The following is a 23,131-nucleotide window of genomic DNA, read 5'->3' as shown; positions in this document are numbered from 1 at the left end:
CAGCATTGTTAAGCGCCGCAAGGGCGATGTCCAGTGATCGCGCGGAGACGGAAGCCGTGTCCACGCGATAATTGAACCTTGGATTAGGGGCGTTGGCAGGGGCGCGGGCCCGCGTGCTTATGAAACAAGCGTTCCGGGCAAGTCAGAGAGGGCGCGCGCACCGATCTGACCCATGTTGGCGATCATGTCCTGTCGCAGGAGGTCGACGACATGGGTCGCGCCGTCATCGCCCAGCGCACCCAGCCCGTAGTGAAAGGCCCGGCCCAGCATGACGAAATCCGCGCCAAGCGCGATCAGGCGGAGGATGTCGAGACCTCCCTCCACCCCTGAATCGCAGATCACCGGCAGGGTCGTGGCGGCCCGGATCGCGGGCAGGACAGAGGCGCTAGCGGGGGCGGCGGCGAACTGGCGGCCGGCATGGTTGCTGACCCAGATCGCGTCGATGCCTTCGTCGGACAGGCGCGCGGCGTCGCCGTCGTTCAACACGCCCTTGACCACAAGCTTGCCGTCCCATCCGTCACGCAGGGCCCGCAGATATTCCCAATCGGGCGAGGTCCGCAGCAGATAGCCCGCGTGCTGCGTCGATGGCAGCGCCGCGGTAGAGGTGGCGTAACTGTCGATCAGACGCATCCGCGGCATGCCCGTCCTGCGGATGCCCGACAGCCACGCGGGACAGCGCAGGGCCTGCGCTGCAAGACGGGGTGTCAGCCGGGGCGGGTTCGTCAGACCGCCGCGTGTCTGGCGTTCGCGCCGGGACGCGACCGGCACGTCGACGGTCAGCACCAGCGTGTGAAAGCCGGCCTTTTTCGCGCGCGCCAGCATGTCGGCGCGGATGCCGGGGTCGCGCGGCGGATAGATCTGGAACCAGCCCTGTTCGCCGATGTGCGGCGCCAGCGCTTCGGGCGTCTGGGTTGCGACGGTGGACAGGGTATAGGGGATGCCGGCGGCGGCGGCGGTCTTGGCCAGCAGACGCTCTGCGTCGGGCCAGATCAGGCCGGACATGCCGACGGGTGCGATGCCGAACGGCAGCGGGTGGGACTGGCCCATCAGGGTCGTCGACAGATCCGGCGTGAATTCGCCATGCAGGATCGACGGTCGCAGCAGCACCGCGTCCAGCGCCGCACGGTTGCGGTGTTGCGCCGATTCGTCGCCCGTCGCACTGTCGAGGTATTCCCAGACGAAATGGGGAATCCGCTTGCGTGCGCGTGTCCTGAGGTCGGCGAGGGCAGGGTAGCGGCTGTGGAGGCTCATGAGCGGGACGCTAGGACTGGCTGCGGGATTTGGAAAGGGGGGTCGGCTTTTCCGTAGGAAAAACCGATGCCTCCGGCGGGGACATTTGGAACTGGAAAAATGTGAAACGCAAAATGAGGTGTGAACAGATCGTGAACAAGGGGTTTATTTGTGCGGGCTTCGGGCGTATCTTGCGGGCATGAGCAGCTATTCCGAAGACGACGCATTCGAGGCCGCCGCCGTGCCCCTGAGCCAGCGTGCGATGCCAAGCCGTGGGGCCGGTCCCTACCTTGACGGGCTGAACCCGGCACAGAAGGCGGCCGTTCTGGCGCTGGACGGCCCGGTGCTGATGCTGGCGGGGGCGGGGACGGGCAAGACCCGCGCCCTGACCGCGCGCATCGCACATCTGCTGGTGACGGGAACGGCGCAGCCACATCAGGTGCTGGCCGTGACCTTTACCAACAAGGCGGCGCGCGAGATGAAGAATCGCGTCGGCCGCCTGATGGGTGAAACGGTGGAAGGGATGCCGTGGCTTGGCACATTCCATGCCATCTGCGTCAAGCTGCTGCGCCGTCACGCGGAACTGGTCGGGCTGAAGTCGAACTTCACCATTCTGGATACCGACGACCAGATCCGGCTGATGAAGCAGTTGATCGTGGCCGAAGGCATTGACGAAAAACGCTGGCCGCCGCGGATGCTGGCTGGGATCATCGACGGCTGGAAGAACAAGGCCTTCACGCCCGACAAGGTGCCGCTGGCGGACGCGGGGGCCTTCGATCAGCGGGGGGTGGACCTTTATGCCGCCTATCAGCGCCGTCTGCTGGACCTGAACGCCTGCGATTTCGGCGATCTGCTGCTGCACATGGTCACGATCTTTCAGACCCACGCGGATGTGCTGGAGATGTATCAGAAGCGGTTCCGCTACATCCTCGTGGACGAATACCAGGATACCAACGTGGCCCAGTATCTGTGGCTGCGGCTGCTGGCGGCGGCGCATCGCAACATCTGCTGCGTGGGCGACGACGACCAGTCGATCTATGGCTGGCGCGGGGCCGAAGTCGGCAACATCCTGCGGTTCGAAAAGGACTTTCGGGGTGCCGTTGTGGTGAAGCTGGAACAGAACTACCGGTCCACCGAACACATTCTGGCCGCTGCATCCGGTGTCATTTCGGCCAACAAGGGGCGGCTGGGCAAGACGCTGTTCACCGAGGCGACGGGCGGCGAAAAGGTTCGCCTGATCGGCCATTGGGACGGCGAGGAGGAAGCGCGCTGGATCGGCGAGGAGATCGAGGCGTTGCAGCGCGGGACGCGGGGCCTCGACAAGGTGGGGCTGGATGATCAGGCGATCCTCGTGCGGGCCAGCCACCAGATGCGCGCCTTCGAGGATCGGTTTCTGACGATCGGGCTGCCCTACCGCGTGATCGGCGGGCCGCGATTCTACGAACGCCTCGAAGTGCGCGACGCGATGGCGTATTTCCGGCTGGCCGTCAGCCCCGACGACGATCTGGCGTTCGAGCGGATCGTGAACACGCCCAAGCGTGGCCTTGGCGACAAGGCGGTGCAGACGATCCAGAAGGCGGCGCGGTCGAACGGTGTCGGCCTTGTCGAAGGCGCGCGGATCGTGGTGCAGGCGAAACTGCTGGGCGGCAAGGGCCTGCGCGAGTTGGCGCAGCTTGTCGACGGGTTGGACCGCTGGCACGGGCAGGTGCGGGCGGAAGCCGACACGCATCAGGAACTGGCCGAGATGATCCTCGACGAGAGCGGCTATACCGGCATGTGGCAGGCGGACAAGACGCCCGAGGCACCGGGGCGGCTGGAAAATTTGAAGGAACTGGTCAAGGCGCTGGACAACTTCGAGAACCTGCAGGGGTTTCTGGAGCATGTGGCACTGATCATGGACAACGAGACCGAGCAGGAGGGCGAGAAGGTCAGCATCATGACGCTGCACGCGGCCAAGGGGCTGGAGTTTCCCGCCGTGTTCCTGCCGGGGTGGGAAGACGGGCTTTTCCCGTCGCAGCGGTCGATGGATGAGTCCGGCCTGAAGGGGCTGGAGGAAGAGCGCCGTCTGGCCTACGTGGGCATCACGCGGGCCGAGGCGCTGTGCACCATATCCTTTGCCGCGAACCGGCGGGTGTACGGGCAATGGCAAAGTGCGCTGCCCTCGCGGTTCATCGACGAGCTGCCTGAAGATCACGTCGAGGTGCTGACGCCGCCGGGTCTGTATGGCGGGGGCTATGGTGCGGCAGGCATGGCGGCAAGCGCCAGCCCGAAGCTGCGCGAGGAAAGCATGTCCGACCTGCACCAGAAGGCGCATGACGCGAATGTCTACAACTCTCCCGGCTGGCGGCGGTTGCAGGCGCGTGGACAGGCGCGGGGCATGTCCCAGCCCGCCGAGGCGCGCAACATGGTCATCGACCTTGATGCGGTCAGCGCCTTTACCACCGGGGACCGGGTGTTTCACCAGAAGTTCGGCTATGGCGTGATCGAAGGGATCGAGGGCGACAAGCTGGACATCGCCTTTGACAAAGCCGGGTCGAAGAAGGTCGTGGCGAAGTTCGTGGTCGGTGCCGATGCGGCCAGCGAGGTGCCGTTCTGAGAACGTCGGGACGACGCTGTTTGGCCCGCAGGGGGCCAAATGCGCCCCGCCCGCCGTCCCTCAATGCACCAGCATGGGATAAAGCGACGCCAACAGCAGAACGGCCATCGTCACGTTGAAGACGCGGAGTCGGCGCGCAGTGCCGAGAAAGCGGCGGACCTGCACGCCCAGCACCGCCCAGAGGGTGATCGACGGCAGGTTCGTGCAGAGAAAGACCGTCGCCACCAGCAGCGAACCGGCGAGCGCCGACCATTCTTGCGGCGCGTAGGCGGTGATCGCGGTGATCGCCATGACCCAGGCCTTGGGATTGACCCACTGGAACGCGGCCGCTTGCACGAAGGTGAAGGGCTTGCCCGTGACCTGCTTTGCCTCTGGCGCAACGGCGGTGGCAATCTTCCATGCAAGCCAGGTCATGTAGCCGATCGCCGCCACGGTCAGCACGGCGTTCAGAACAGGAAAGGTCTGGAACAGCCGGAGCAGGGCAACGCCGACCATCACGACCATGAAGCTGTGGCCCAGACTGACGCCCAGCATGTGGGGCAGGGTGCGGCGCAGACCGTAATTGGCACCCGACGCCATCAGCATCAGGTTATTGGGGCCGGGCGTGATCGAGCTTGCGAAGGCAAACTGCGCCAGAAGGTAGAGCGCGAGAGGTTCCATGCGGCAGGATTAGCCGCAAACGCGCGCTGCGGCATCCGGATTATTGTCATCGATCCACTGGTCAAGAAAAAAGGCGATGCGCGGGAGGAGCGCATCGCCTTCGATCTGGATGAGAGCCCTCGGGAGGAGGTGAAGGCCCGCATCCGCGACCTGACCGCAGGGAGGAGGTTGCGGGTCAGGTCGATCCAGGTTGGCCGCGGGAGGAGGTGCGACGCCCGTAACTGGCAGCCGGTGGTGGCCGGGAGGAGGTGACCACCACCGATCTGAAGTGGACCGCGCCGCAAGGAGGAGGTTGCGGGCCGTCCGGGTCGTGAGCCCGATGCCTGCCCGGGAGGAGGTGGGCGGCTGTCGGGCCGGTCAGGACAACCGCGGGAGGAGGTGCGGCGGTCCCGATCTGAAATTCCTGTCGGTGGTGGCCGGGAGGAGGTGACCACCACCGATCTAAGGTGGACCGCGCCGCAGGGAGGAGGTTGCGGGCCGTCCGGACTTGGATCCGACCGGGCCAGGGAGGAGGTTGGCCGCTGTCGGATCATACGGGCAACTGCGGGAGGAGGTGCAGGTTCCCATATTTCTGAAACTGGTTTCAAAACGGCGACCCGGGGAGGAGGTCGGGCCGCCGTCTTGTCTTGCGCGCCCACCGCAGGGAGGAGGTTGCGGCGGCGCGGGTCAGGATCGAACCAGGGAGGAGGTTGGCCGATCCCGAACTGAATTACTTGCCGTAGGCAGCCTCGTGGGCAATGGAGCGGATCATGGAGCGGGTGATGCCCAGATCAGCCAGATCGCGGTTGTCGAGGGCCTGAAGTTCGGTCAGGGTGGTGCGGTACACCTTGCGGGCCGCCATCGCTTCAACCATGCGGGCCATCAGGCCGTTGCTGCGCGGGGCGGCGGTGTTTGCGTTTGCGTATGCCATGTTCATCTCTTCTTTCTTGTCTTGCGGAGCGTTGTGCTCGTCTCTGCTTGTGACCGTTATGTAGGAGGATGCTGCACCTGCACAATGGACGAGTTGGCAATGCTGCTATGCAGCGAATGCAAGGTTACTCAGGGACAGTTAATAATCCGCCCAATGCCTGTGCAAATCGCGATTTCGCCGTTGCGAAATAGGGGCTTGCGCGCGTGCGGACGACGACGGAGGGTGCGGCCGAACCGGCCCGATGTGAAGGAAACATGACGATGACGTTGGAAAAAGACGATATTCTTGCCGCTGTTGCAGGAATATCCGTGCCTGGCGGCGGTGATCTGGCGTCCCGGGACATGGTGCGCGCAGTGCAGATCGACGGCGATATCGTGCGTTTCGTGATCGAGGCACCGGACGCCGCCACCGCTGCAACACTTGAACCGGTGCGTCAGGCGGCAGTCGCCGCCGTGCAGCGTCTGCGCGACGGATTGCAGGTGACGGCCGTGTTGACGGCCCACAGCGCGCCCAAGGCCGCGCCCGCTCCTCCCAGTCTGAAGGTCGGGCGGCATCCGACGCCGCAGGCCGGGCCGGTGCCGGTCGCTGGTGTGGATCGGATCCTTGCCATCGGGTCCGGCAAGGGCGGGGTCGGCAAGTCGACCGTTGCGTCGAACCTTGCGGTGGCGCTGGCCCGCAAGGGGCGGCGGGTCGGTCTTCTGGATGCCGATATCTATGGACCAAGTCAGCCGCGCATGATGGGCGTCTCGAAACGCCCGGCGAGCCCTGACGGCAAGACGATCATTCCATTGCACGCGCACGGCGTGACGATGATGTCGATCGGGCTGATGGTGGACCCGGATAAGGCGGTGGTCTGGCGTGGGCCGATGCTGATGGGCGCGTTGCAACAGATGTTGACGCAGGTGGAGTGGGGCCAGCTCGACGTCCTCATCATCGATCTGCCGCCTGGGACGGGGGACGTGCAGTTGACCCTGTGTCAGAAGACCCAGGTGACGGGCGCAGTCATCGTCAGCACGCCGCAGGACGTCGCCCTGCTGGATGCGCGCAAGGCCATCGACATGTTCAAGACGCTGAACACACCCTTGCTGGGCCTGATCGAGAACATGTCGACCTTCCATTGTCCGCACTGCGGGCAGGAAACCCAGATATTCGGTCACGGCGGCGTGTTGCACGAAGCCGAACGTCTGGGCGTGCCTTTCCTGGGGGCTTTGCCCATCGACCTCGACACGCGCCTGTCCGGCGACGCCGGAACGCCCGTGGCCTTGGGCACGGGACCGGTTGCAGAGGCCTACGCGGTCCTGGCACAGCGGTTCATCGACGGCGGCATGGCCTGATCTTCGGAAACGCACTGGTCTTGGACAGCCTTGAATCGCTGTGAACAAGAATCGGATGGCCCTCAAGGCGGTCCGATTCTTCATTTTGATGCCAGAAATTTCCGCGCAATTGGGTCACGTAGGGGATTGACTGCGGCTGGCGCGCCACTCTGTCAGAGGCGGTTCATAGCCAATCCAATCTTTTTTGGGATCGTCGTGAACCTCACGTTTCGTTTCAATTTGATACAAGATGTGGGAAATTCTATCCACAGGCCCACAAGATCACGGCGAGGTCTTGTGGATAACTTGCGAATCACGGACCCGTGACAACCGAGTCGATTCCGTGAAGTTCACAGAAATCCCAAAATAGTCGTTGCCCGACCGTGATCGGTCTGCCAAAACAGTCTCACGGTAACGACGGGCAGACAAACAAGGGGCACCTCAAAGAACCCCACCGGCAAAATGTCAGGTTTCATACAGGCCTCGTTTTTACCAGAACTGGCGATCCGGCGCGCGAGCGAGCAGACATCCCCCCAGGTGGCGCGCGCAGTCGGTCCAGCCCTCCCAAGGGCGCGAGGCGGCGGGTTGAGTAGTGGCAGCTAACTCAATCCGCCGTTTTCACATCCAGAACACATTTTTCGGGGGACAGGCAGTCGGGGCCGCAGGTTGAACCTTTCGTTCACGAGCACGTATCAGTCGAAAGTTGACGCCAAGGGTCGCATGTCGATCCCGGCCAAGTTTCGCCGCGTGATCGAGGCCGGTGATCCCGCATGGGCCCCCGACCAGCCGATGACGGCCAAGATCCTTTACGGCAAGCATCTGGGCGAAAGCCTGCAGGTGCTGACGATGGAGGCCTTCGACGCCAAGATCGCCCGCATCATGGCGATGCCCGATGCCGATCCCAACAAGAACCGGCTGCGCAAGCTGTTCATGGGTTTTTCCGAAGACCTGACCATCGACAAGGACGGCCGCGTCGTCCTTGCCCTGCGCCTGCGCGAAAAGCTGGGACTGGTCGAGGGCGAGTTGTCCTTCATGGGCCTTGGCGAATATTTCCAGATCTGGAAGGTCGAGAGCTTCGAGGCCGAGGTCGATGCGCCGCTGGACGCCTGGCTTGACGACATGGGTGCCGATTTCGACCCCATGAGCCTTGTGCCCTGACGGCCCATGTCAGATGCGCCCCACATTCCCGTCCTGATCGAAGCGATCCTCGACGCTTGCGCCCCGATTCAGGGGGTTTGGCTGGACGGCACATTTGGCGCCGGCGGCTATACTAGGCGGCTGCTCGAGGCCGGGGCGGAGAAGGTGATCGCCCTGGACCGCGACCCGCTGGCCTTCGAGATGGCGGCAGGTTGGATCGGCGACTATGGCGACCGGATCGTGCCGGTGGCGGGCGAATTCTCGAAGCTCGATGATTACGGCAGCGATCTGGACGGCGTGGTGCTGGACTTGGGCGTCAGCTCCATGCAGCTTGATCTGGCCGAACGGGGTTTCTCCTTCATGCGCGACGGGCCGCTGGACATGCGGATGTCGCAAAGCGGTGTGTCCGCCGCCGATCTTGTCAACACGAAGGACGAGGCGGAACTAGCTGATATCATTTACCTTTACGGTGAGGAGCGGGCGTCCCGCAGAATCGCCAAGGCCATCGTCATGGCGCGCCCCGTGACGACGACCGGGCAGTTGGCGCGGATCGTCGAATCCTGCCTACCGCGCGCCAAACCGAACCAGAGCCATCCGGCGACCCGCACCTTTCAGGCGCTGCGCATCGCGGTGAACGACGAATACGGAGAGCTTGCGACCGGCATGGAGGCGGCAGAGCGCGCGTTGAAGCCCGGCGGGCAACTGGCCATCGTGACGTTCCATTCGGTCGAGGACCGGATGGCCAAACGCTTTATCCAGACCCGGAGCGCGACGACGCCCAACGCGAACCGCTATGCGCCGGTGCTGGACAGCATCACGCCGGCCTTTACACAGAAGACCCGCAAGGCGATTGTCGCGACAAAAGAAGAAGTAGCAGTCAACCCCAGGTCCAGATCCGCGAAATTGCGCGTGGCGATCCGCACGGATGCGCCGGCCGCACCGATGGATCGCCGTGACATGGGGATGCCGATGATGAGGGACGACGGCGCATGATGCGGGCGGTGATGTATGTGATGGCGGCGCTGGCCGTCATGGGGCTGGCGTTCTGGGCCTATCAGGAAAATTACGCGGCGCAGCAGTCGATCAGCCGGGTCCGCAGCCTGCACGCGCAGATCGGCGACGCACACGAGCGGCTGGGGATGCTGCGGGCGGAATGGGCCTATCTGAACCGGCCCGACCGGCTGATCGACCTGGCCGAAATCAACTTCGACCGGCTGGGCCTGCTGCCGCTGTCGCCCGAAGCCTTCGGCGAGATCGAGGCCATCGTCTATCCACTGCCGGACGTGCTGACCGTCGGTGGCACTGTCGACATCAACTCGATCCCGCCGTCGGGCGAGGAGGACCCCCTATGATCCGCACACCCCTGCGCCCGCTGGCCCGCATCCTGAAAGCGCGCGAAAAGGGCGAGGACCCGAACGCCATCGCCGCCGAGAATCTGCGCCTGCGCCACGAGGCCATCGCCGACAAGTCCCGCGCCCGCGCCGAAGGGCGCCTGTTGATGCTGGGGGCCTTCTTTGCCGTGGCCTTTTGCACCATTGGCGTGCGGATGGGGGCGATTGCCGCGTCGATCCCGGAAGAGCCGCGCACGGCAGCGACGGGCAACCCGATCATCGGCCAGCGTGCCGACATCGTGGACCGCAACGGGCGCATCCTTGCGACCAACCTCGAAACGCACTCGCTCTATGCCCAGCCGCAACACATGATCGACCCGCTTCATGCCGCGTCCGAGCTGAAGGTGATCTTTCCAGAGCTGGACGAGGATCGGCTGGTCAAGGATTTCACCGGCAAACGCAAGTTCGTCTGGATCAGGCGGCAACTGAGCCCCGAACAGATGCAACAGGTCCACGACATCGGGTCGCCCGGCCTGCTGTTCGGCCCACGCGAGATGCGGCTGTATCCCAACGGTCCCATCGCGGCGCATGTCCTGGGCGGTGCCAGCTATGGAAGAGAGGACGTGGCCAGTGCCGAGGTCATCGGCGTCGCCGGGGTGGAACGCAAGCTCGACAGCCTGCTGCGCGACCCCGCGAACGAAGGCCAGCCGCTGGAACTGTCTCTCGATCTGTCGGTGCAGGCCGCGACCGAAGAGGTGCTGGACGGCGGCATGAAGCTGATGAACGCCAAGGGTGCCGCTGCCGTCCTGATGGACATGCACACCGGCGAGATCATCGCGATGGCCTCCTTGCCGGACTTCGACCCCAACAACCGCCCGCCGGTGTTGCTGAAGGGCGACCAGTCCGACAGCCCGCTGTTCAACCGCGCGGTGCAGGGGGTCTACGAACTGGGCTCGACCTTCAAGATTTTCGCCATTGCGCAGGCGATGGAACTGGGGCTGATCAACCCCGACACGATGATCGACACCAAGGGGCCGCTGACCTGGGGCCGGTTTCGCATCCGCGACAGCCATTCAATGCCCACCACGATGTCGGCCACCGATGTCATCGTGAAATCGTCGAACGTCGGTACTGGCCGTATCGCCATGCAGATCGGGGCAGAACGTCAGGAATCCTTCCTCCGCCAGCTTGGACTGGCCGAGGCGACGCCGGTGGAACTGTCAGAAGCACCCTCCGGCGCGCCGCTGCTGCCCAAGAACTGGTCCGAGATCAGCACCATGACGATCAGCTTCGGCCATGGCATCTCCGATTCTCCGCTGCATCTGGCGGCGGCCTATGCGTCCTTGTTGAATGGCGGCACGCGCGTCCTGCCGACGCTGCTGAAAACCGACGTCGTCCAGCAGGGAGAACGCATCGTGCAGCCAGAGGTCAGCGCGCGCGCCCGGTCCATGCTGCGGCAGGTCGTGGTGCGGGGCACCGCGTCGATGGGCGAGGTGCCGGGCTACAACGTCGGCGGCAAGACCGGCACGGCGGACAAGCCACGCGAGAACGGCGGCGGCTATTACGACGACAAGGTGATCGCGACCTTCGCGGCGATCTTTCCGGCGGAAGACCCGAAATACGTGCTGATCGTCACGCTGGATGAACCCAGCGAGAATTCCGGCGACGAGCCACGCCGCACGGCGGGATGGACGGCGGTGCCGGTGGCGGCGGAAATGATCCGTCGCGTCGCCCCGCTGCTGGGTATGCGGCCACAGATTGAAGTCTCCGACCTTGCCAGTGTAACACTCACCTCGAACTAGGTTGCGGGGGCCGACATGGCACAGACCAAGACGCTGGCGGAACTGGGGCTGACGGCGCAGGGCGGCAAGCGCACGGCGATTTCCGGCATGACGACCGACAGCCGCGCGGTGCGGCCGGGTCAATTGTTCGGGGCGATGCCGGGGGCCAAGGTGCATGGCGCGGCCTTCGTGCCGATGGCGCTGGAAAAAGGTGCCGTCGCGATCCTGACCGATGCGGAAGGTGCGGCCTTGGCAGCCGATGCTTTGGCCGGGTCGGATGCTGCTTTGGTGATCGCCGAAGACCCGCGCGCGGCGCTGGCGCAGACCGCGTCGCTGTGGTTCGGCCCGCATCCAGAGGTGATGGTCGCCGTCACCGGCACCAACGGCAAGACATCCGTGTCCACCTTTACCCGCCAGATCTGGGAATCGCTGGGCTATGCCGGCATCAACCTTGGCACCACGGGGGTCGAGGGTGCGTGGTCCGCGCCCCTGCACCACACCACACCCGATCCCGTGACCCTGCACCGCGTGCTGGCGCAGGCCGAGGCAGCGGGCGTGACCCATGCGGCGATGGAGGCGTCAAGCCACGGCCTCGATCAGCGCAGGCTGGACGGCGTGGTCCTGCACGCCGCAGGGTTCACGAACTTCACGCAGGATCATCTGGACTATCACCACACGTTCGAGGCGTATTTCGACGCCAAGATGGGTCTGTTCACGCGGGTGCTGAGCGAGGACGGCGTCGCGGTCGTGAACCTTGACGATCCGCGTGGCGAGGAGGTCGCGAGCCTGTGCACCACGCGCGGGATCGAGGTCATCGGCGTCGGCCGCCACGCCGATGCACGGTTGCGTATCCTGAGCCAGCGGTTCGACGACACCGGGCAGGACCTGCGGTTTTCCTGGCAGGACCGGCCCCACACCGCGCGGCTGAACCTGATCGGCGGCTTTCAGGCGGATAATGTGGTTCTGGCCTGCGGCCTTGCCATCGCGGCTGGCGCCATTCCGGGTGACGTCTTCGATGTGATGGACCAGCTGACGACCGTGCGGGGCCGGATGCAGCTTGTCGCGCGGCGCGACAACGGGGCCACGGTCTTTGTCGATTACGCCCACACGCCCGACGCCGTGCGGACCGCTCTGCGCGCGCTCCAGCCGCATGTGATGGGTCGGGTCGTCTTGATCGTGGGCGCGGGCGGCGACCGCGACGCCAGCAAGCGCCCCCTGATGGGAAAGGCCGCGGCAGACAACGCCGACCTCGTGATCGTGACCGACGACAACCCGCGGAGCGAGCGGCCAGAGGACATCCGCGCCGCCGTGCTGGCCGGGGCAAAGGGCCGGGCCGAGGTGATCGAGGTCGGCGACCGCGCCGAGGCGATCCTGCGCGGCATCGACGCGCTGGGGCCGGGCGACGCGCTGCTGATCGCGGGCAAGGGGCATGAGACCGGCCAGACCGTGGGCGACACCGTTCTGCCTTTCGATGACGCCGAACAGGCCAGCGTCGCGGTCGCGGCGCTGGAGGGTCGGATATGATTCCGCTTTGGACCGCGGCCGATGCGGCACGCGCGACGGGTGGAGAGGTCGTCGGTGTCTGGCAGGCGACCGGCGTGTCCATCGACACGCGCACCCTGCGACCGGGCGATCTGTTCGTGGCGCTGGCCGCGGCGCGCGACGGTCATGAATTCGTGGCGCAAGCCCTGACCAAGGGCGCTGCGGCGGCGCTGGTCGATCACAGGCCGGTAGGCGTGTCCGACGATGCACCCCTGCTGATCGTGCCCGACGTCTTGCAGGCGCTGGAGGCGCTGGGGATCGCCGCACGCGCACGGACGCAGGCGCGGGTCGTTGCCGTGACCGGTTCGGTCGGCAAGACCTCGACCAAGGAAATGCTGCGCGCCGCCCTGTCGCCGCAGGGCCGCACCCACGCGGCCGAGGCCTCCTACAACAACCACTGGGGCGTGCCGTTGACGCTGGCGCGGATGCCTGCTGACACGCAGTTCGCGGTGATCGAGATCGGGATGAGCCACCCCGGAGAGATCGCTCCGCTGGCTCGCCTTGCCCGTCCGCATGTGGCACTGGTGACGACCGTGGCCGCCGCGCATCTGGAGGCGTTCGACAGTCTGGACGGGATCGCGGCGGAAAAGGCCACGATCATGGACGGGCTGGAACCGGGCGGCATCGCCATCCTGAACGCCGATCTGCCGACCTTTGCGGTGCTGCACGATCACGCGACGGCAGGCCACCAGCGCATCGCGACCTTCGGCAAAGGTGCCGATTGGGCATTGGGCGACGTGCGCATCACCGACAGCGCGACGGTGATCCACGCCCGGCACGACGACATCGACCTCTTGTTCAAGCTGGCCGTGCCGGGGCGTCACTTTGCAATGAACGCCGTTGCCGTGCTGGCTGCCTGCGATGCGCTGGGGGCCGATCCGGTGCAGGCCGCGCAGGACATCGGCCAATGGCAGCCGCCCCAAGGCCGCGGCACGCGTGAGGTCGTCGTGCTGGACCACGGCATCGCCGAGGAGACGCTCGACCTGATCGACGACGCCTTTAATGCGAACCCGACCTCGATGACTGCGGCGCTGGAGGTGCTGGCGGCGAGCACGCCGCGCGACGGGGTGGGGCGAGTCGTCAAGGGACGCCGCGTCGCCATTCTGGGCGACATGCTGGAACTGGGTGCGGACGAGATGGCGATGCACGCTGCCCTTGCCGACGACCCATATCTGGCCAAGGCGCATGTGGTCCATTGTGCCGGGCCGCGGATGCGCGCCCTGTTCGATGCGTTGCCGGTCGATATGCGTGGCCAATGGGCACCAGAGGCCGACGATCTGGCGGCGCAGGCCGCGAGGCTGGTCGATGCCGGCGATGTCGTGCTGGTGAAGGGGTCCAAGGGCAGCAAGGTGGCCCGCGTTGTTGACGCGATCCGCAAACTGGGGCATCGCTCTTGACGGGCAGAACGAGGACTTCACCACTATGTTGTATTGGCTGACAGAGCTGTCGGATGGCGGCGATTTCTTCAACCTGTTCCGCTATATCACCTTCCGCGCCGGCGGCGCGTTCCTGACGGCGCTGACCTTCGGCTTCATCTTCGGGTTGCCCCTGATCAATGTCCTGCGCCGGACGCAAGGCAAGGGCCAGCCCATCCGCACCGACGGGCCAGAAGGGCATTTCATCAAGGCCGGCACGCCGACGATGGGCGGGCTGCTGATCGTTGGGGCGCTGACGACCTCGACCCTGCTGTGGGCGCGGCTCGATAACCCATATGTCTGGATGGTGCTGTTCGTGACGCTCGCCTTTGCCGCGATCGGCTTTGCCGACGACTACGCGAAGGTCAGCAAGCAGACCACGAACGGCGTCTCGGGCCGGGTGCGCATCCTGCTGGGGCTGCTGATTGCCGCCATCGCGGGGTTCTGGGCTGCGCAGTATCACCCGGTAGGGCTGACCAACCAGCTAGCCGTGCCGGTGTTCAAGGACGTGCTCATCAACCTGGGCCTGCTGTTCGTGCCGTTCTCGATCCTCGTGATCGTGGGGGCGGCCAATGCGGTGAACCTGACCGACGGCCTTGACGGGCTGGCGATCATGCCGGTGATGATCGCCGCCGGCACCTTCGGCATCATCGCCTATTTCGTGGGCCGCGTGGACTTTTCCGAAAGCCTTGGGCTGCATTACGTGCCGGATTCGGGCGAGATCCTGGTGTTCTGCGCCGGACTGATCGGCGGCGGGCTGGGGTTCTTGTGGTATAACGCGCCGCCCGCCGCCGTCTTCATGGGCGATACCGGGTCGCTGGCGCTGGGTGGCGCTCTTGGGGCAATCGCCGTGGCGACGAAGCACGAGATCGTGCTGGCCATCGTCGGTGGCCTCTTCGTGGTCGAGGCGTTGTCGGTCATCGTCCAGGTCCTCTACTTCAAGAGGACTGGAAAACGGGTCTTCCTGATGGCCCCGATCCACCACCACTACGAAAAGAAGGGCTGGGCCGAGCCGCAGATCGTCATTCGCTTCTGGATCATTTCGCTGATCCTCGCGATGATCGGTCTGGCGACGCTGAAGGTCCGCTGATCGACCCGGTCCCACGATACTCACCCCCCCCCGAAGTTGGAGCGTTCCCCATGATCCCGGTGCAAGGCTATGACGGGCGGCAGGTTGCCGTGCTGGGGTTGGGGCGATCCGGCCTTGCGGCTGCGCGGGCACTGGCTGCGGGCGGTGCGGAACCGGTGGTCTGGGACGACAGCCCGCGCGGTCGCGACGCGGCGGCGGCCGAAGGCTGGTCCGTGCGGGATCTGACGAAAGCGGGTGCCTTTGACGGGATCGCGGCACTGATCGTCAGTCCCGGCATCCCGCATCTGTATCCCAGCCCCAACCCGGTGATCGCCGCCGCCTGGGACGCCGGTGTGCCGGTGGACAATGACATCGGACTGTTCTTCCGGTCCTGGGCGACGGATGAATGGGACGGTTTCGACACCACCCCGCGGGTGATCGCGGTGACGGGATCGAACGGAAAATCCACCACGGCGGCCTTGATTCATCACATCTTGATCGAAAATGGGCGACCGGCGCAGCTTGCCGGCAACATCGGGCGTGGCGTGCTGGATATCGACCCCGCCCATGACGCAGAGGTCGTGGTGCTGGAACTGTCCAGCTATCAGACCGACCTTGCGCGGCACCTGACGCCGGACGTGGCGGTGCTGACGAACATCAGCCCCGACCATCTGGACCGGCACGCGGGACCGGGTGGGTATTTCGCGGCGAAACGGCGGCTTTTTGCCGAAGGTGGCCCGGACCGCGCGGTGATCGGCGTGGACGAGAACGAAGGCCGCTATCTGGCGAACCAGCTGGTCGAGGACCGGAGCGACGACCGGCTGATCCGCATCAGTGTGGAGCACAAGCTGACCGATGGCTGGTGCGTCTTTGCCCGCAAGGGGTTCCTCAGCGAATATCGGCGCGGCAAGCAGGTCGCGTCCATCGATCTGCGCGCGGTCAAGGGGCTGCCGGGCGCGCACAACCACCAGAACGCCTGCGCCGCCTATGCCGCCGTCCGCACCCTTGGCATCGGACCGAAGGGCATCGAGACGGCGCTGCACAGCTATCCGGGTCTGCCGCATCGCAGCCAGTTGATCGCCGAGGCCGACGGCGTGCAATTCGTGAACGACAGCAAGGCCACGAACGTCGATGCGGCGGCGAAGGCGTTGCAGGCGTTCCCGGCGATCCGCTGGATCTGTGGCGGGCTGCAGAAGGAAGGCGGACTTGACGGCCTGCTGCCGCATCTGAGCACCGTGAAGCAGGCCTATGTCATCGGGCGCGAGGCGGAGGGGTTCGCGCGGCAGTTGACCGGCATCACGGCCGAGGTCTGCGGCACGATGGACGTGGCCGTTGGCCGTGCCCGCGCGGATGCGCAGCCGGGCGAGGTCGTGCTGCTGGCCCCGGCCTGCGCATCCTTCGATCAATACGACAGCTTTGCCGCGCGGGGCGACGATTTCACGGCACTGGTCCTGGCCGGGGTCTGATCTGTAATGCCCTGCCAAGGCAGGGCAGCCTCCGGCGGGAGTTTGGCTGGCCAGATGAATGGGGGATCAGTTCTCCGCCGCGATGGCCGTTCCCGCCGCCCAGCCCGACGACCAGGCCCACTGGAAATTGTAGCCGCCCAGCCAGCCCGTGACGTCGACGGCCTCACCGATGGCATAAAGACCGGGGACGGCTTTTGCCTCCATCGTGCGGGAATTCAGCGCGGCGGTGTCGATGCCGCCCAGCGTGACCTCGGCCGTGCGGTAGCCTTCGGTACCGGAGGGCGTCAGCCGCCAATGGTGCAGCCTGTCAGCAAGATCGCGAAGGGCAGCGTCGGACAACCCGGCGAGTGTCACCGTGGGCCAGTCCGGTGACAGGTATTGCACCAGCCGCGCGGGCAGGTGGCGCGACAGGATCGTGGTCAGACTCTTGCGCCCCTCGCTTTGCTTGGCGGCGATCAGCGCATCGCCGAGGGATGTGGCGGGTGACAGGTCGAGAGCGATCTCCTGCCCTTCGCTCCAGTAGGACGAGGCTTGCAGGATCGCGGGGCCGGACAGGCCGCGATGTGTGAACAGCGTCGCCTCGTCGAAGGCGGGGCCATCGGCGGTCACGCGGGTCGGCAGGGCGGTGCCCGCCAGCGGTGTGAATCGGTCGTCGGTGAAGGTGAAGGGGACCAGTCCCGGACGCGGTGTCACGACGGGCAAGGCGAACTGGGTGGCGATGCGGTAGGCGAGGTCGGTCGCGCCCATCTTGGGGATCGACTTGCCCCCGGCGGCGAGGATCAGGTTGTCGGCGGTCACCACCGTCTCGCGGCCCGCGTGGGTCAGGGTGACGCTAAAGGTGCCGTCATGGATCACGCCGCCCACCGTGGTGTCCAGCCAGAGCTGCGCGCCGGCGCGCGCCATCTCGTCCCGCAGCATCTGGACGATCTGCTTTGCCGAGCCGTCGCAAAACAGTTGTCCCAGCGTCTTTTCGTGGTGTGCGATGCCATGAGCATCCACCAGTGCGGTGAAGTCCCACGGGGTGTAGCGCGACAAGGCGGACTTGGCGAAATGCGGGTTGCGGCTGATGAAGCGGTCGGGTGCGGTGTGCAGGTTCGTGAAGTTGCAGCGTCCGCCGCCGGAAATGCGGATCTTCTCGCCGGGTGCCTTCGCATGATCGACGACGAGCGTGGCGGGGCCGGCGTGGGCGGCGGCCATCATGCCGGCCGCACCGGCACCAAGGATCAGGGTCTTGACGTGCATCGGGTGCAGGTGGCGCGGATCGGTGGGTGACGCAAGAGGCGATCGCGAAAATCGTGGCCTGCCGCGATTTGAAGTGGAAATGACACGCCGGCTCGCGTAAGCTGATGAGATAGATCCGTGGCAAACACGGACGGTGAGGCAGTCAAGGCGGACTATCAATGACCGAAATGGTGTATGGCGCGCCGCGCGTCGTGACAGGCGATCCCGTACTGCCGCGCTGGTGGCGGACGATCGACAAGTGGAGCATGTGCTGCATCCTGGCGCTTTTCGGCATCGGCCTGCTGCTGGGACTGGCGTCGTCGCCGCCGCTTGCCGCCAAGAACGGACTCAATCCGTTCTACTATGTCACGCGGCAGGGCTTTTTCGGTGCCATGGCGATGCTGGCGATGTTCGGTGTGTCGATGATGACCCCTGTCATGGTGCGCCGCCTATCGGTCATCGGCTTTGCCATCGCCTTCATCGCCTTGATGCTGCTGCCGGTCTTCGGCACCGATTTCGGCAAGGGTGCGGTGCGCTGGTATTCCTTCGGCTTCGCCTCGGTGCAGCCGTCGGAGTTCCTGAAACCCGGTTTTGTCGTTGTCGCCGCGTGGCTGATGGCAGCCGGATTGAGCGTGGGCGGCCCGCCGGGGCGGATGTATTCCTTCATCCTGACGCTCGTGATCGTCGCGTTCCTCGCATTGCAGCCGGATTTCGGGCAGGCCTGTCTGGTGCTGTTCGCCTGGGGTGTCATGTATTTCGTGGCCGGTGCGCCGATGATCCTGATGGTCGGGCTGGCCGGTATAGTAGGGGCAATCGGCGCGTTTTCCTACAACATGTCCGAACACTTCGCCCGTCGCATCGATGGCTTCCTGAGTCCCGACGTCGATCCGCGCACGCAGCTGGGCTACGCGACCAATGCGATCCGCGAAGGCGGGTTCTTTGGCGTGGGCGTGGGCGAGGGGCAGGTGAAGTGGTCGCTGCCGGACGCGCACACGGACTTCATCATCGCCGTGGCGGCCGAGGAATACGGCCTGATCTGCGTCATGGCGATCATCGCCCTGTACGGCGTGATCGTCGTGCGGTCGCTGATGCGCCTGATGAAGGAGCGCGACCCCTTCATTCGCATCGCGGGCACGGGATTGGCCTGCGCCTTTGGCGTGCAGGCGATGATCAACATGGGTGTGGCGGTGCGGCTGCTGCCGGCCAAGGGCATGACGCTGCCTTTCGTGAGCTACGGCGGGTCCAGCCTGATCGCCGGCGGCATCGCGGTGGGCATGTTGCTGGCCATGACGCGTAGCCGCCCGCAGGGCGAGATCGGGGATATCCTGATGCGGCGGGTCGGTCGGTGACGATGGCCCGGAGAGTCGGGAGAGCGCGGAGGGGGGCCAGCCCCCCGGCCCATGGCCTCCCCCCGGAGTTTATCCGGCCAGATGAACGGGGGATGTCATGCCCTTGCTGATCATGGCGGCCGGCGGGACCGGCGGGCACATGTTTCCCGCACAGGCGCTGGCCGAGGCGATGCTGGGCCGGGGCTGGCGGGTGAAGCTGAGTACCGATCCGCGCGGCGCGCGCTATGTGGGCGGTTTCCCGGATGCGGTCGAGATCGTCGAGGTCGACAGCGGCACCTTTGCCCGTGGCGGCGCGCTGGCCAGGCTGGCGGTGCCGGGGCGGATTGCGGGCGGGGCCTTGCGGGCCGTCATGGCGATGCGGCGCGACAGGCCGGATGTCGTCGTGGGCTTTGGCGGATATCCGGCCGTCCCAGCGATGACGGCGGCGACGCTGTTGCGCATTCCGCGCATGATCCACGAACAGAACGGCGTGCTGGGGCGGGTCAACCGCGTCTTTGCCAAGCGCGTCGACCTGATCGCCTGTGGCACATGGCCTGCGACCCTGCCGGATGGTGTGGTGGGCGAGCATGTAGGCAATCCGGTGCGTCAGGCGATCCTGGACCGGGCCGGTGCCCCCTACATCCCGCCGGGCGATTACCCGATGTCGGTGCTGGTCGTGGGGGGGAGCCAGGGCGCGCGCATCCTGTCGGACGTGGTGCCGGCGGCGATTGCGGCACTGCCGGATCATCTGCGCCGCAACATCCGGGTCCTGCAACAGGCGCGGGCCGAGGACGTTGACCGGGTCAATGCCCACTATGCCGCGCGGGGCATCAGTGCCGATATCCGCACCTTCTTTGACGACATGCCGGCCCTGCTGGCCGAGGCCCAGCTTGTCATCGCGCGGTCCGGCGCCAGCACCATCGCGGACCTGACCGTCATCGGCAGGCCTGCAATCCTGGTGCCCTTTGCCGCCGCGGCCGCAGATCACCAGACCGCGAATGCGCGGCAGATGGTCGATGCGGGGGCCGCCGTGCTTATGCCGGAGAGCAAATTCAACGCGCAAAGCCTGGCGGAACAGATGGAAACGGTGCTGTCGCATCCGACGGGCGCGGCACAGATGGCGCGGGCCGCCTTGTCCTGCGGGACACCGGACGCTACGACGCAGCTGGCCGCCTTGGTGGAACAACTGGCAAGAGGGGCAGACTGATGGACGGGGATTTCAAGATGATGGCACCGACGAAACTGCCGCTGGACGTGGGCGCGATCCATTTCGTGGGGATCGGCGGCATCGGCATGTCGGGGATCGCCGAGGTGCTGATCAATCACGGATATACCGTGCAGGGGTCCGATCTGAAGGCGTCCGCGATCACCGAGCGGTTGGAAAGTCTGGGCGCAAAGGTCTTCGTGGGCCAGAAGGCCGAGAATTTGGAAGGTGCGCAGGTCATCGTGATCTCGTCCGCGATCAAGACCGGCAACCCGGAACTGGATGCGGCCCGGGCGCAGGGACTGCCGGTCGTGCGGCGGGCCGAGATGCTGGCCGAACTGATGCGCCTGAAATCCAACGTGGCCATCGCCGGCACCCACGGCAAGACGACGACGACCACGATGGTCGCGGCGCTGCTGGACGAAGGCGGCCTTGATCCGACGGTCATCAACGGCGGGATCATCCATGCCTACGGGTCGAACGCACGGATGGGGCAGGGTGAGTGGATGGTTGTGGAAGCCGACGAGAGCGACGGCACCTTCAACCGGCTGCCCGCAACGATTGCCGTCGTGACCAACATCGACCCCGAACACATGGACCATTGGGGCACGATCGAGAACCTGCGGCAGGGCTTCCTTGATTTCGTGTCCAACATTCCGTTCTACGGACTGGCCGTCTGCTGCACCGACAATGCCGAAGTGCAGGCGCTGGTCGGGCGCGTGACCGACCGCCGTGTCGTGACATACGGCTTCAACGCGCAGGCGGACGTGCGGGCGGTGAATCTGAAGTACGTCAAGGGTGTCGCGCATTTCGACGTGGCGCTTCAAGGCGAGGGTGACGTGATCGAAGGCTGCGTGCTGCCGATGCCGGGGGATCACAACGTCTCCAACGCGCTGTCTGCCGTCGCCGTGGCGCGGCATCTGGGCATGAAGAAGACCGAGATCAGGGCCGCGCTGAAGGCGTTCGGCGGGGTCAATCGCCGCTTTACCCGCGTGGGCGAAGTGAATGGCGTCACGATCATCGACGACTACGGCCACCACCCGACGGAGATTGCCGCCGTGCTGAAGGCCGCCCGCCAGGCAACCGAGGGCCGGGTGATCGCCGTGCATCAGCCGCACCGCTACAGTCGTCTGCACCACCATTTCGAGGATTTCTGCACCTGCTTCAACGACGCCGATGTCGCGGGCATCGCCGAGGTCTACGGCCCGGGCGAACAGCCCATTCCCGGTGCCGATCGCGACGCGCTGGTTGCGGGCCTGATCCGGCACGGTCACCGGCACGCGCGCGCTGTGGCCTCCGAGGACGATCTGGAACGGCTCGTGCGGGAACAGACCCGTCCCGGCGACATGGTCGTCTGTCTGGGGGCCGGGACGATTTCGGCCTGGGCCTACGGGCTGCGCGACAGGCTGGGCGCATGATCTGGTCCGGTCTTCTGGCCGCATTCTGGGTACTGGCCGCGACGGTGACGGCCTTTCTGCCGATGAAGCGCCAGATGCTGCCGGGCATTGCGCTGCTGGTGGCGGCCCCGATCCTGATCTTCTGGCTGGGCCATGATTTCGGCTGGTTGGTGGCGGCACTGGCGGTCGCGGCCTTTGCGTCGATGTTCCGCAATCCACTGATACACCTGATCGCGCGGGCGCGGGGGCAGAACCCGGCCCTGCCGCCGGAGTTGCTGGAGTGAACGCGCCGGTCCTGCTGGCGCTGCTGTGGCTGATCGTGGCCAACCTCAAGGCCATGTTCCCCAGCCGCGACCATCACTGGCGCTTTGCCTATCTCATGATCGCGCTGGGCATCCCCTTGCTGGGCTGGCTGACGTGGAACCAGGGGCCGGTCGTCGGCCTGCTGTTTCTGGCCGCCGGGGCATCGGTGCTGCGCTGGCCGTTGATCTATCTGATGCGCTGGCTGCGGGGGACGAACCGGCAGGAGCCGGCCGAATGATCCTGCCGGACGTACGCGGGACTCTGACGGAAAACCGCCCCCTTGCCGACCTGACGTGGCTGCGGGTGGGTGGACCTGCGGACGTGCTGTTCCAGCCGGCGGACGTGGACGATCTGCGGGAATTCCTCAAGGCTCTCGATCCGACCGTTCCGGTGTTCCCGATGGGTGTCGGCAGCAACCTGATCGTGCGCGACGGCGGGGTGCGCGGGGTCGTGATCCGCCTTGGGCGGGGGTTCAACAGAATCGCCGTCGATGGGCTGACCGTCACGGCAGGGGCGGCGGCGCTGGATGCCCATGTCGCCCGCCGCAGTGCCGAGGCGGGGGTGGACCTGACCTTTCTGCGCACCATCCCCGGCAGCATCGGCGGGGCGGTGCGGATGAACGCGGGGTGTTACGGTGCCTACGCCGCGGACGTGTTCCAGTCGGCGCAGGCGGTGCTGCGCGATGGTTCTCTCGTGACGCTCACCGCCGACGATCTGGCCTTTGCCTATCGGTCCAGCACCTTGCCCGAGGGCGCGGTTCTGGTCGAGGCCGTGCTGCAAGGGCAGGCGGGTGATCCCGAAGCACTGGCGCAGCGCATGGCCGACCAACTGGCGAAACGCGACCAGACACAACCGACAAAGGATCGCACGGCAGGCAGCACCTTTCGCAATCCGGTGGGACATTCCAGCACCGGGCTGGCCGATGACACCCACGACTTGAAGGCCTGGAAGGTGATCGAGGATGCGGGGATGCGGGGTGCCACTTTGGGTGGTGCCGTCATGAACCCGATGCACGCCAACTTCCTGACCAACGCCGGCAGTGCCACCGCGGCCGATCTGGAAGATTTGGGCGAAATTGTGCGGAAAGCGGTTTACGATAAGTCAAACATAACGCTAGAGTGGGAAATCATGCGGGTAGGCGAACGCGCGCCCCGCAATGACCACGAATGATCCCCGAAAGGGGGTGCCACGGACAGGTGGCGCATAATGACAGACGGGCCACAAAGGT

General features: G+C 65.7%; 20 protein-coding genes. 16 read left to right on the top strand and 4 right to left on the bottom strand.

The window, feature by feature from the left end; genetic code table 11:
* Positions 1-117 precede the first annotated feature (117 nt).
* A complete protein-coding gene (locus tag ACOI1H_RS03000) occupies positions 118-1,251 on the bottom strand; it encodes an alpha-hydroxy acid oxidase (protein WP_422435240.1) in 1,134 nt (377 codons plus the stop codon).
* 178 nt (positions 1,252-1,429) lie between these two features.
* Here ACOI1H_RS03000 and ACOI1H_RS02995 point away from each other — a divergent pair, with 178 nt between their 5' ends.
* Positions 1,430-3,826, top strand: a complete 2,397-nt coding sequence (locus ACOI1H_RS02995) for an ATP-dependent helicase (RefSeq protein ID WP_422435239.1) — start codon at positions 1,430-1,432, stop codon at positions 3,824-3,826.
* Positions 3,827-3,886: 60 nt separating this feature from the next.
* On the opposite strand, the gene ACOI1H_RS02990 is transcribed toward ACOI1H_RS02995, so the two are convergent.
* Together ACOI1H_RS02990 and ACOI1H_RS02985 are read right to left on the bottom strand one after the other, a co-directional pair.
* Entirely contained in the window at positions 3,887-4,486 is a 600-nt protein-coding gene (locus tag ACOI1H_RS02990) for a LysE family translocator (protein ID WP_422435238.1), read from the bottom strand.
* Positions 4,487-5,195: 709 nt separating this feature from the next.
* Complete coding sequence (locus ACOI1H_RS02985) at positions 5,196-5,396, bottom strand: DUF1127 domain-containing protein (protein WP_422435237.1); 201 nt, start codon at positions 5,394-5,396, stop codon at positions 5,196-5,198.
* Positions 5,397-5,656: 260 nt separating this feature from the next.
* Here ACOI1H_RS02985 and ACOI1H_RS02980 point away from each other — a divergent pair, with 260 nt between their 5' ends.
* From ACOI1H_RS02980 to murD, 9 genes are all read left to right on the top strand, one after another.
* Positions 5,657-6,730: a P-loop NTPase gene (locus tag ACOI1H_RS02980; protein WP_422435236.1), complete on the top strand. Its 1,074-nt coding sequence runs from the start codon at positions 5,657-5,659 to the stop codon at positions 6,728-6,730.
* A 699-nt stretch (positions 6,731-7,429) separates the two neighbouring features.
* Entirely contained in the window at positions 7,430-7,867 is a 438-nt protein-coding gene (locus tag ACOI1H_RS02975) for a division/cell wall cluster transcriptional repressor MraZ (RefSeq protein ID WP_422435235.1), read from the top strand.
* Between the two features lie 6 nt (positions 7,868-7,873).
* Positions 7,874-8,839, top strand: coding sequence for a 16S rRNA (cytosine(1402)-N(4))-methyltransferase RsmH (rsmH, locus tag ACOI1H_RS02970; RefSeq protein ID WP_422435234.1), 966 nt, complete (start codon positions 7,874-7,876; stop codon positions 8,837-8,839).
* The gene (gene ftsL, locus ACOI1H_RS02965; protein ID WP_422435283.1) at positions 8,839-9,198 is read left to right on the top strand and encodes a cell division protein FtsL; all 360 of its coding nucleotides are present in this window, start codon (positions 8,839-8,841) and stop codon (positions 9,196-9,198) included. The genes rsmH and ftsL overlap by 1 nt, the downstream gene beginning before the upstream one ends.
* A complete protein-coding gene (locus ACOI1H_RS02960; RefSeq protein WP_422435233.1) occupies positions 9,195-10,979 on the top strand; it encodes a peptidoglycan D,D-transpeptidase FtsI family protein in 1,785 nt (594 codons plus the stop codon). Before ftsL ends, ACOI1H_RS02960 begins: the two co-directional genes overlap by 4 nt.
* A 15-nt stretch (positions 10,980-10,994) precedes the next feature.
* Positions 10,995-12,482, top strand: a complete 1,488-nt coding sequence (locus tag ACOI1H_RS02955; protein WP_422435232.1) for a UDP-N-acetylmuramoyl-L-alanyl-D-glutamate--2,6-diaminopimelate ligase — start codon at positions 10,995-10,997, stop codon at positions 12,480-12,482.
* Positions 12,479-13,897, top strand: a complete 1,419-nt coding sequence (locus ACOI1H_RS02950; RefSeq protein ID WP_422435231.1) for a UDP-N-acetylmuramoyl-tripeptide--D-alanyl-D-alanine ligase — start codon at positions 12,479-12,481, stop codon at positions 13,895-13,897. The genes ACOI1H_RS02955 and ACOI1H_RS02950 overlap by 4 nt, the downstream gene beginning before the upstream one ends.
* Positions 13,898-13,922: 25 nt before the next feature.
* Positions 13,923-15,005, top strand: a complete 1,083-nt coding sequence (gene mraY / locus ACOI1H_RS02945) for a phospho-N-acetylmuramoyl-pentapeptide-transferase (protein WP_422435282.1) — start codon at positions 13,923-13,925, stop codon at positions 15,003-15,005.
* A gap of 50 nt (positions 15,006-15,055) precedes the next feature.
* Positions 15,056-16,450: a UDP-N-acetylmuramoyl-L-alanine--D-glutamate ligase gene (murD, locus tag ACOI1H_RS02940; RefSeq protein ID WP_422435230.1), complete on the top strand. Its 1,395-nt coding sequence runs from the start codon at positions 15,056-15,058 to the stop codon at positions 16,448-16,450.
* A gap of 66 nt (positions 16,451-16,516) precedes the next feature.
* Here murD and ACOI1H_RS02935 read toward each other — a convergent pair whose 3' ends face one another.
* On the bottom strand, positions 16,517-17,692 hold the full coding sequence (locus ACOI1H_RS02935; protein WP_422435229.1) for an NAD(P)/FAD-dependent oxidoreductase: 1,176 nt from the start codon (positions 17,690-17,692) through the stop codon (positions 16,517-16,519).
* A 158-nt stretch (positions 17,693-17,850) separates the two neighbouring features.
* On the opposite strand from ACOI1H_RS02935, the gene ftsW reads away from it, so the two are divergent.
* The 6 genes from ftsW to murB all read left to right on the top strand — a co-directional run bounded on the left by ftsW (position 17,851) and on the right by murB (position 23,073).
* Positions 17,851-19,020, top strand: coding sequence for a putative lipid II flippase FtsW (gene ftsW, locus ACOI1H_RS02930; RefSeq protein ID WP_422435228.1), 1,170 nt, complete (start codon positions 17,851-17,853; stop codon positions 19,018-19,020).
* Positions 19,021-19,117: 97 nt separating this feature from the next.
* The gene (murG, locus tag ACOI1H_RS02925; RefSeq protein ID WP_422435227.1) at positions 19,118-20,206 is read left to right on the top strand and encodes an undecaprenyldiphospho-muramoylpentapeptide beta-N-acetylglucosaminyltransferase; all 1,089 of its coding nucleotides are present in this window, start codon (positions 19,118-19,120) and stop codon (positions 20,204-20,206) included.
* The gene (gene murC, locus ACOI1H_RS02920) at positions 20,206-21,621 is read left to right on the top strand and encodes a UDP-N-acetylmuramate--L-alanine ligase (RefSeq protein ID WP_422435226.1); all 1,416 of its coding nucleotides are present in this window, start codon (positions 20,206-20,208) and stop codon (positions 21,619-21,621) included. The genes murG and murC overlap by 1 nt, the downstream gene beginning before the upstream one ends.
* Complete coding sequence (locus ACOI1H_RS02915; RefSeq protein WP_422435225.1) at positions 21,618-21,884, top strand: DUF2484 family protein; 267 nt, start codon at positions 21,618-21,620, stop codon at positions 21,882-21,884. Before murC ends, ACOI1H_RS02915 begins: the two co-directional genes overlap by 4 nt.
* Positions 21,881-22,141, top strand: coding sequence for a DUF2484 family protein (locus tag ACOI1H_RS02910; protein ID WP_422435224.1), 261 nt, complete (start codon positions 21,881-21,883; stop codon positions 22,139-22,141). Before ACOI1H_RS02915 ends, ACOI1H_RS02910 begins: the two co-directional genes overlap by 4 nt.
* A complete protein-coding gene (murB, locus tag ACOI1H_RS02905; protein ID WP_422435223.1) occupies positions 22,138-23,073 on the top strand; it encodes a UDP-N-acetylmuramate dehydrogenase in 936 nt (311 codons plus the stop codon). The genes ACOI1H_RS02910 and murB overlap by 4 nt, the downstream gene beginning before the upstream one ends.
* The last annotated feature ends 58 nt before the right edge of the window (positions 23,074-23,131 follow it).

Source organism: Loktanella sp. DJP18 (assembly GCF_049310965.1).
GTDB lineage: Bacteria > Pseudomonadota > Alphaproteobacteria > Rhodobacterales > Rhodobacteraceae > Loktanella.
This window is presented reverse-complemented; position numbering and strand designations above follow the sequence as displayed.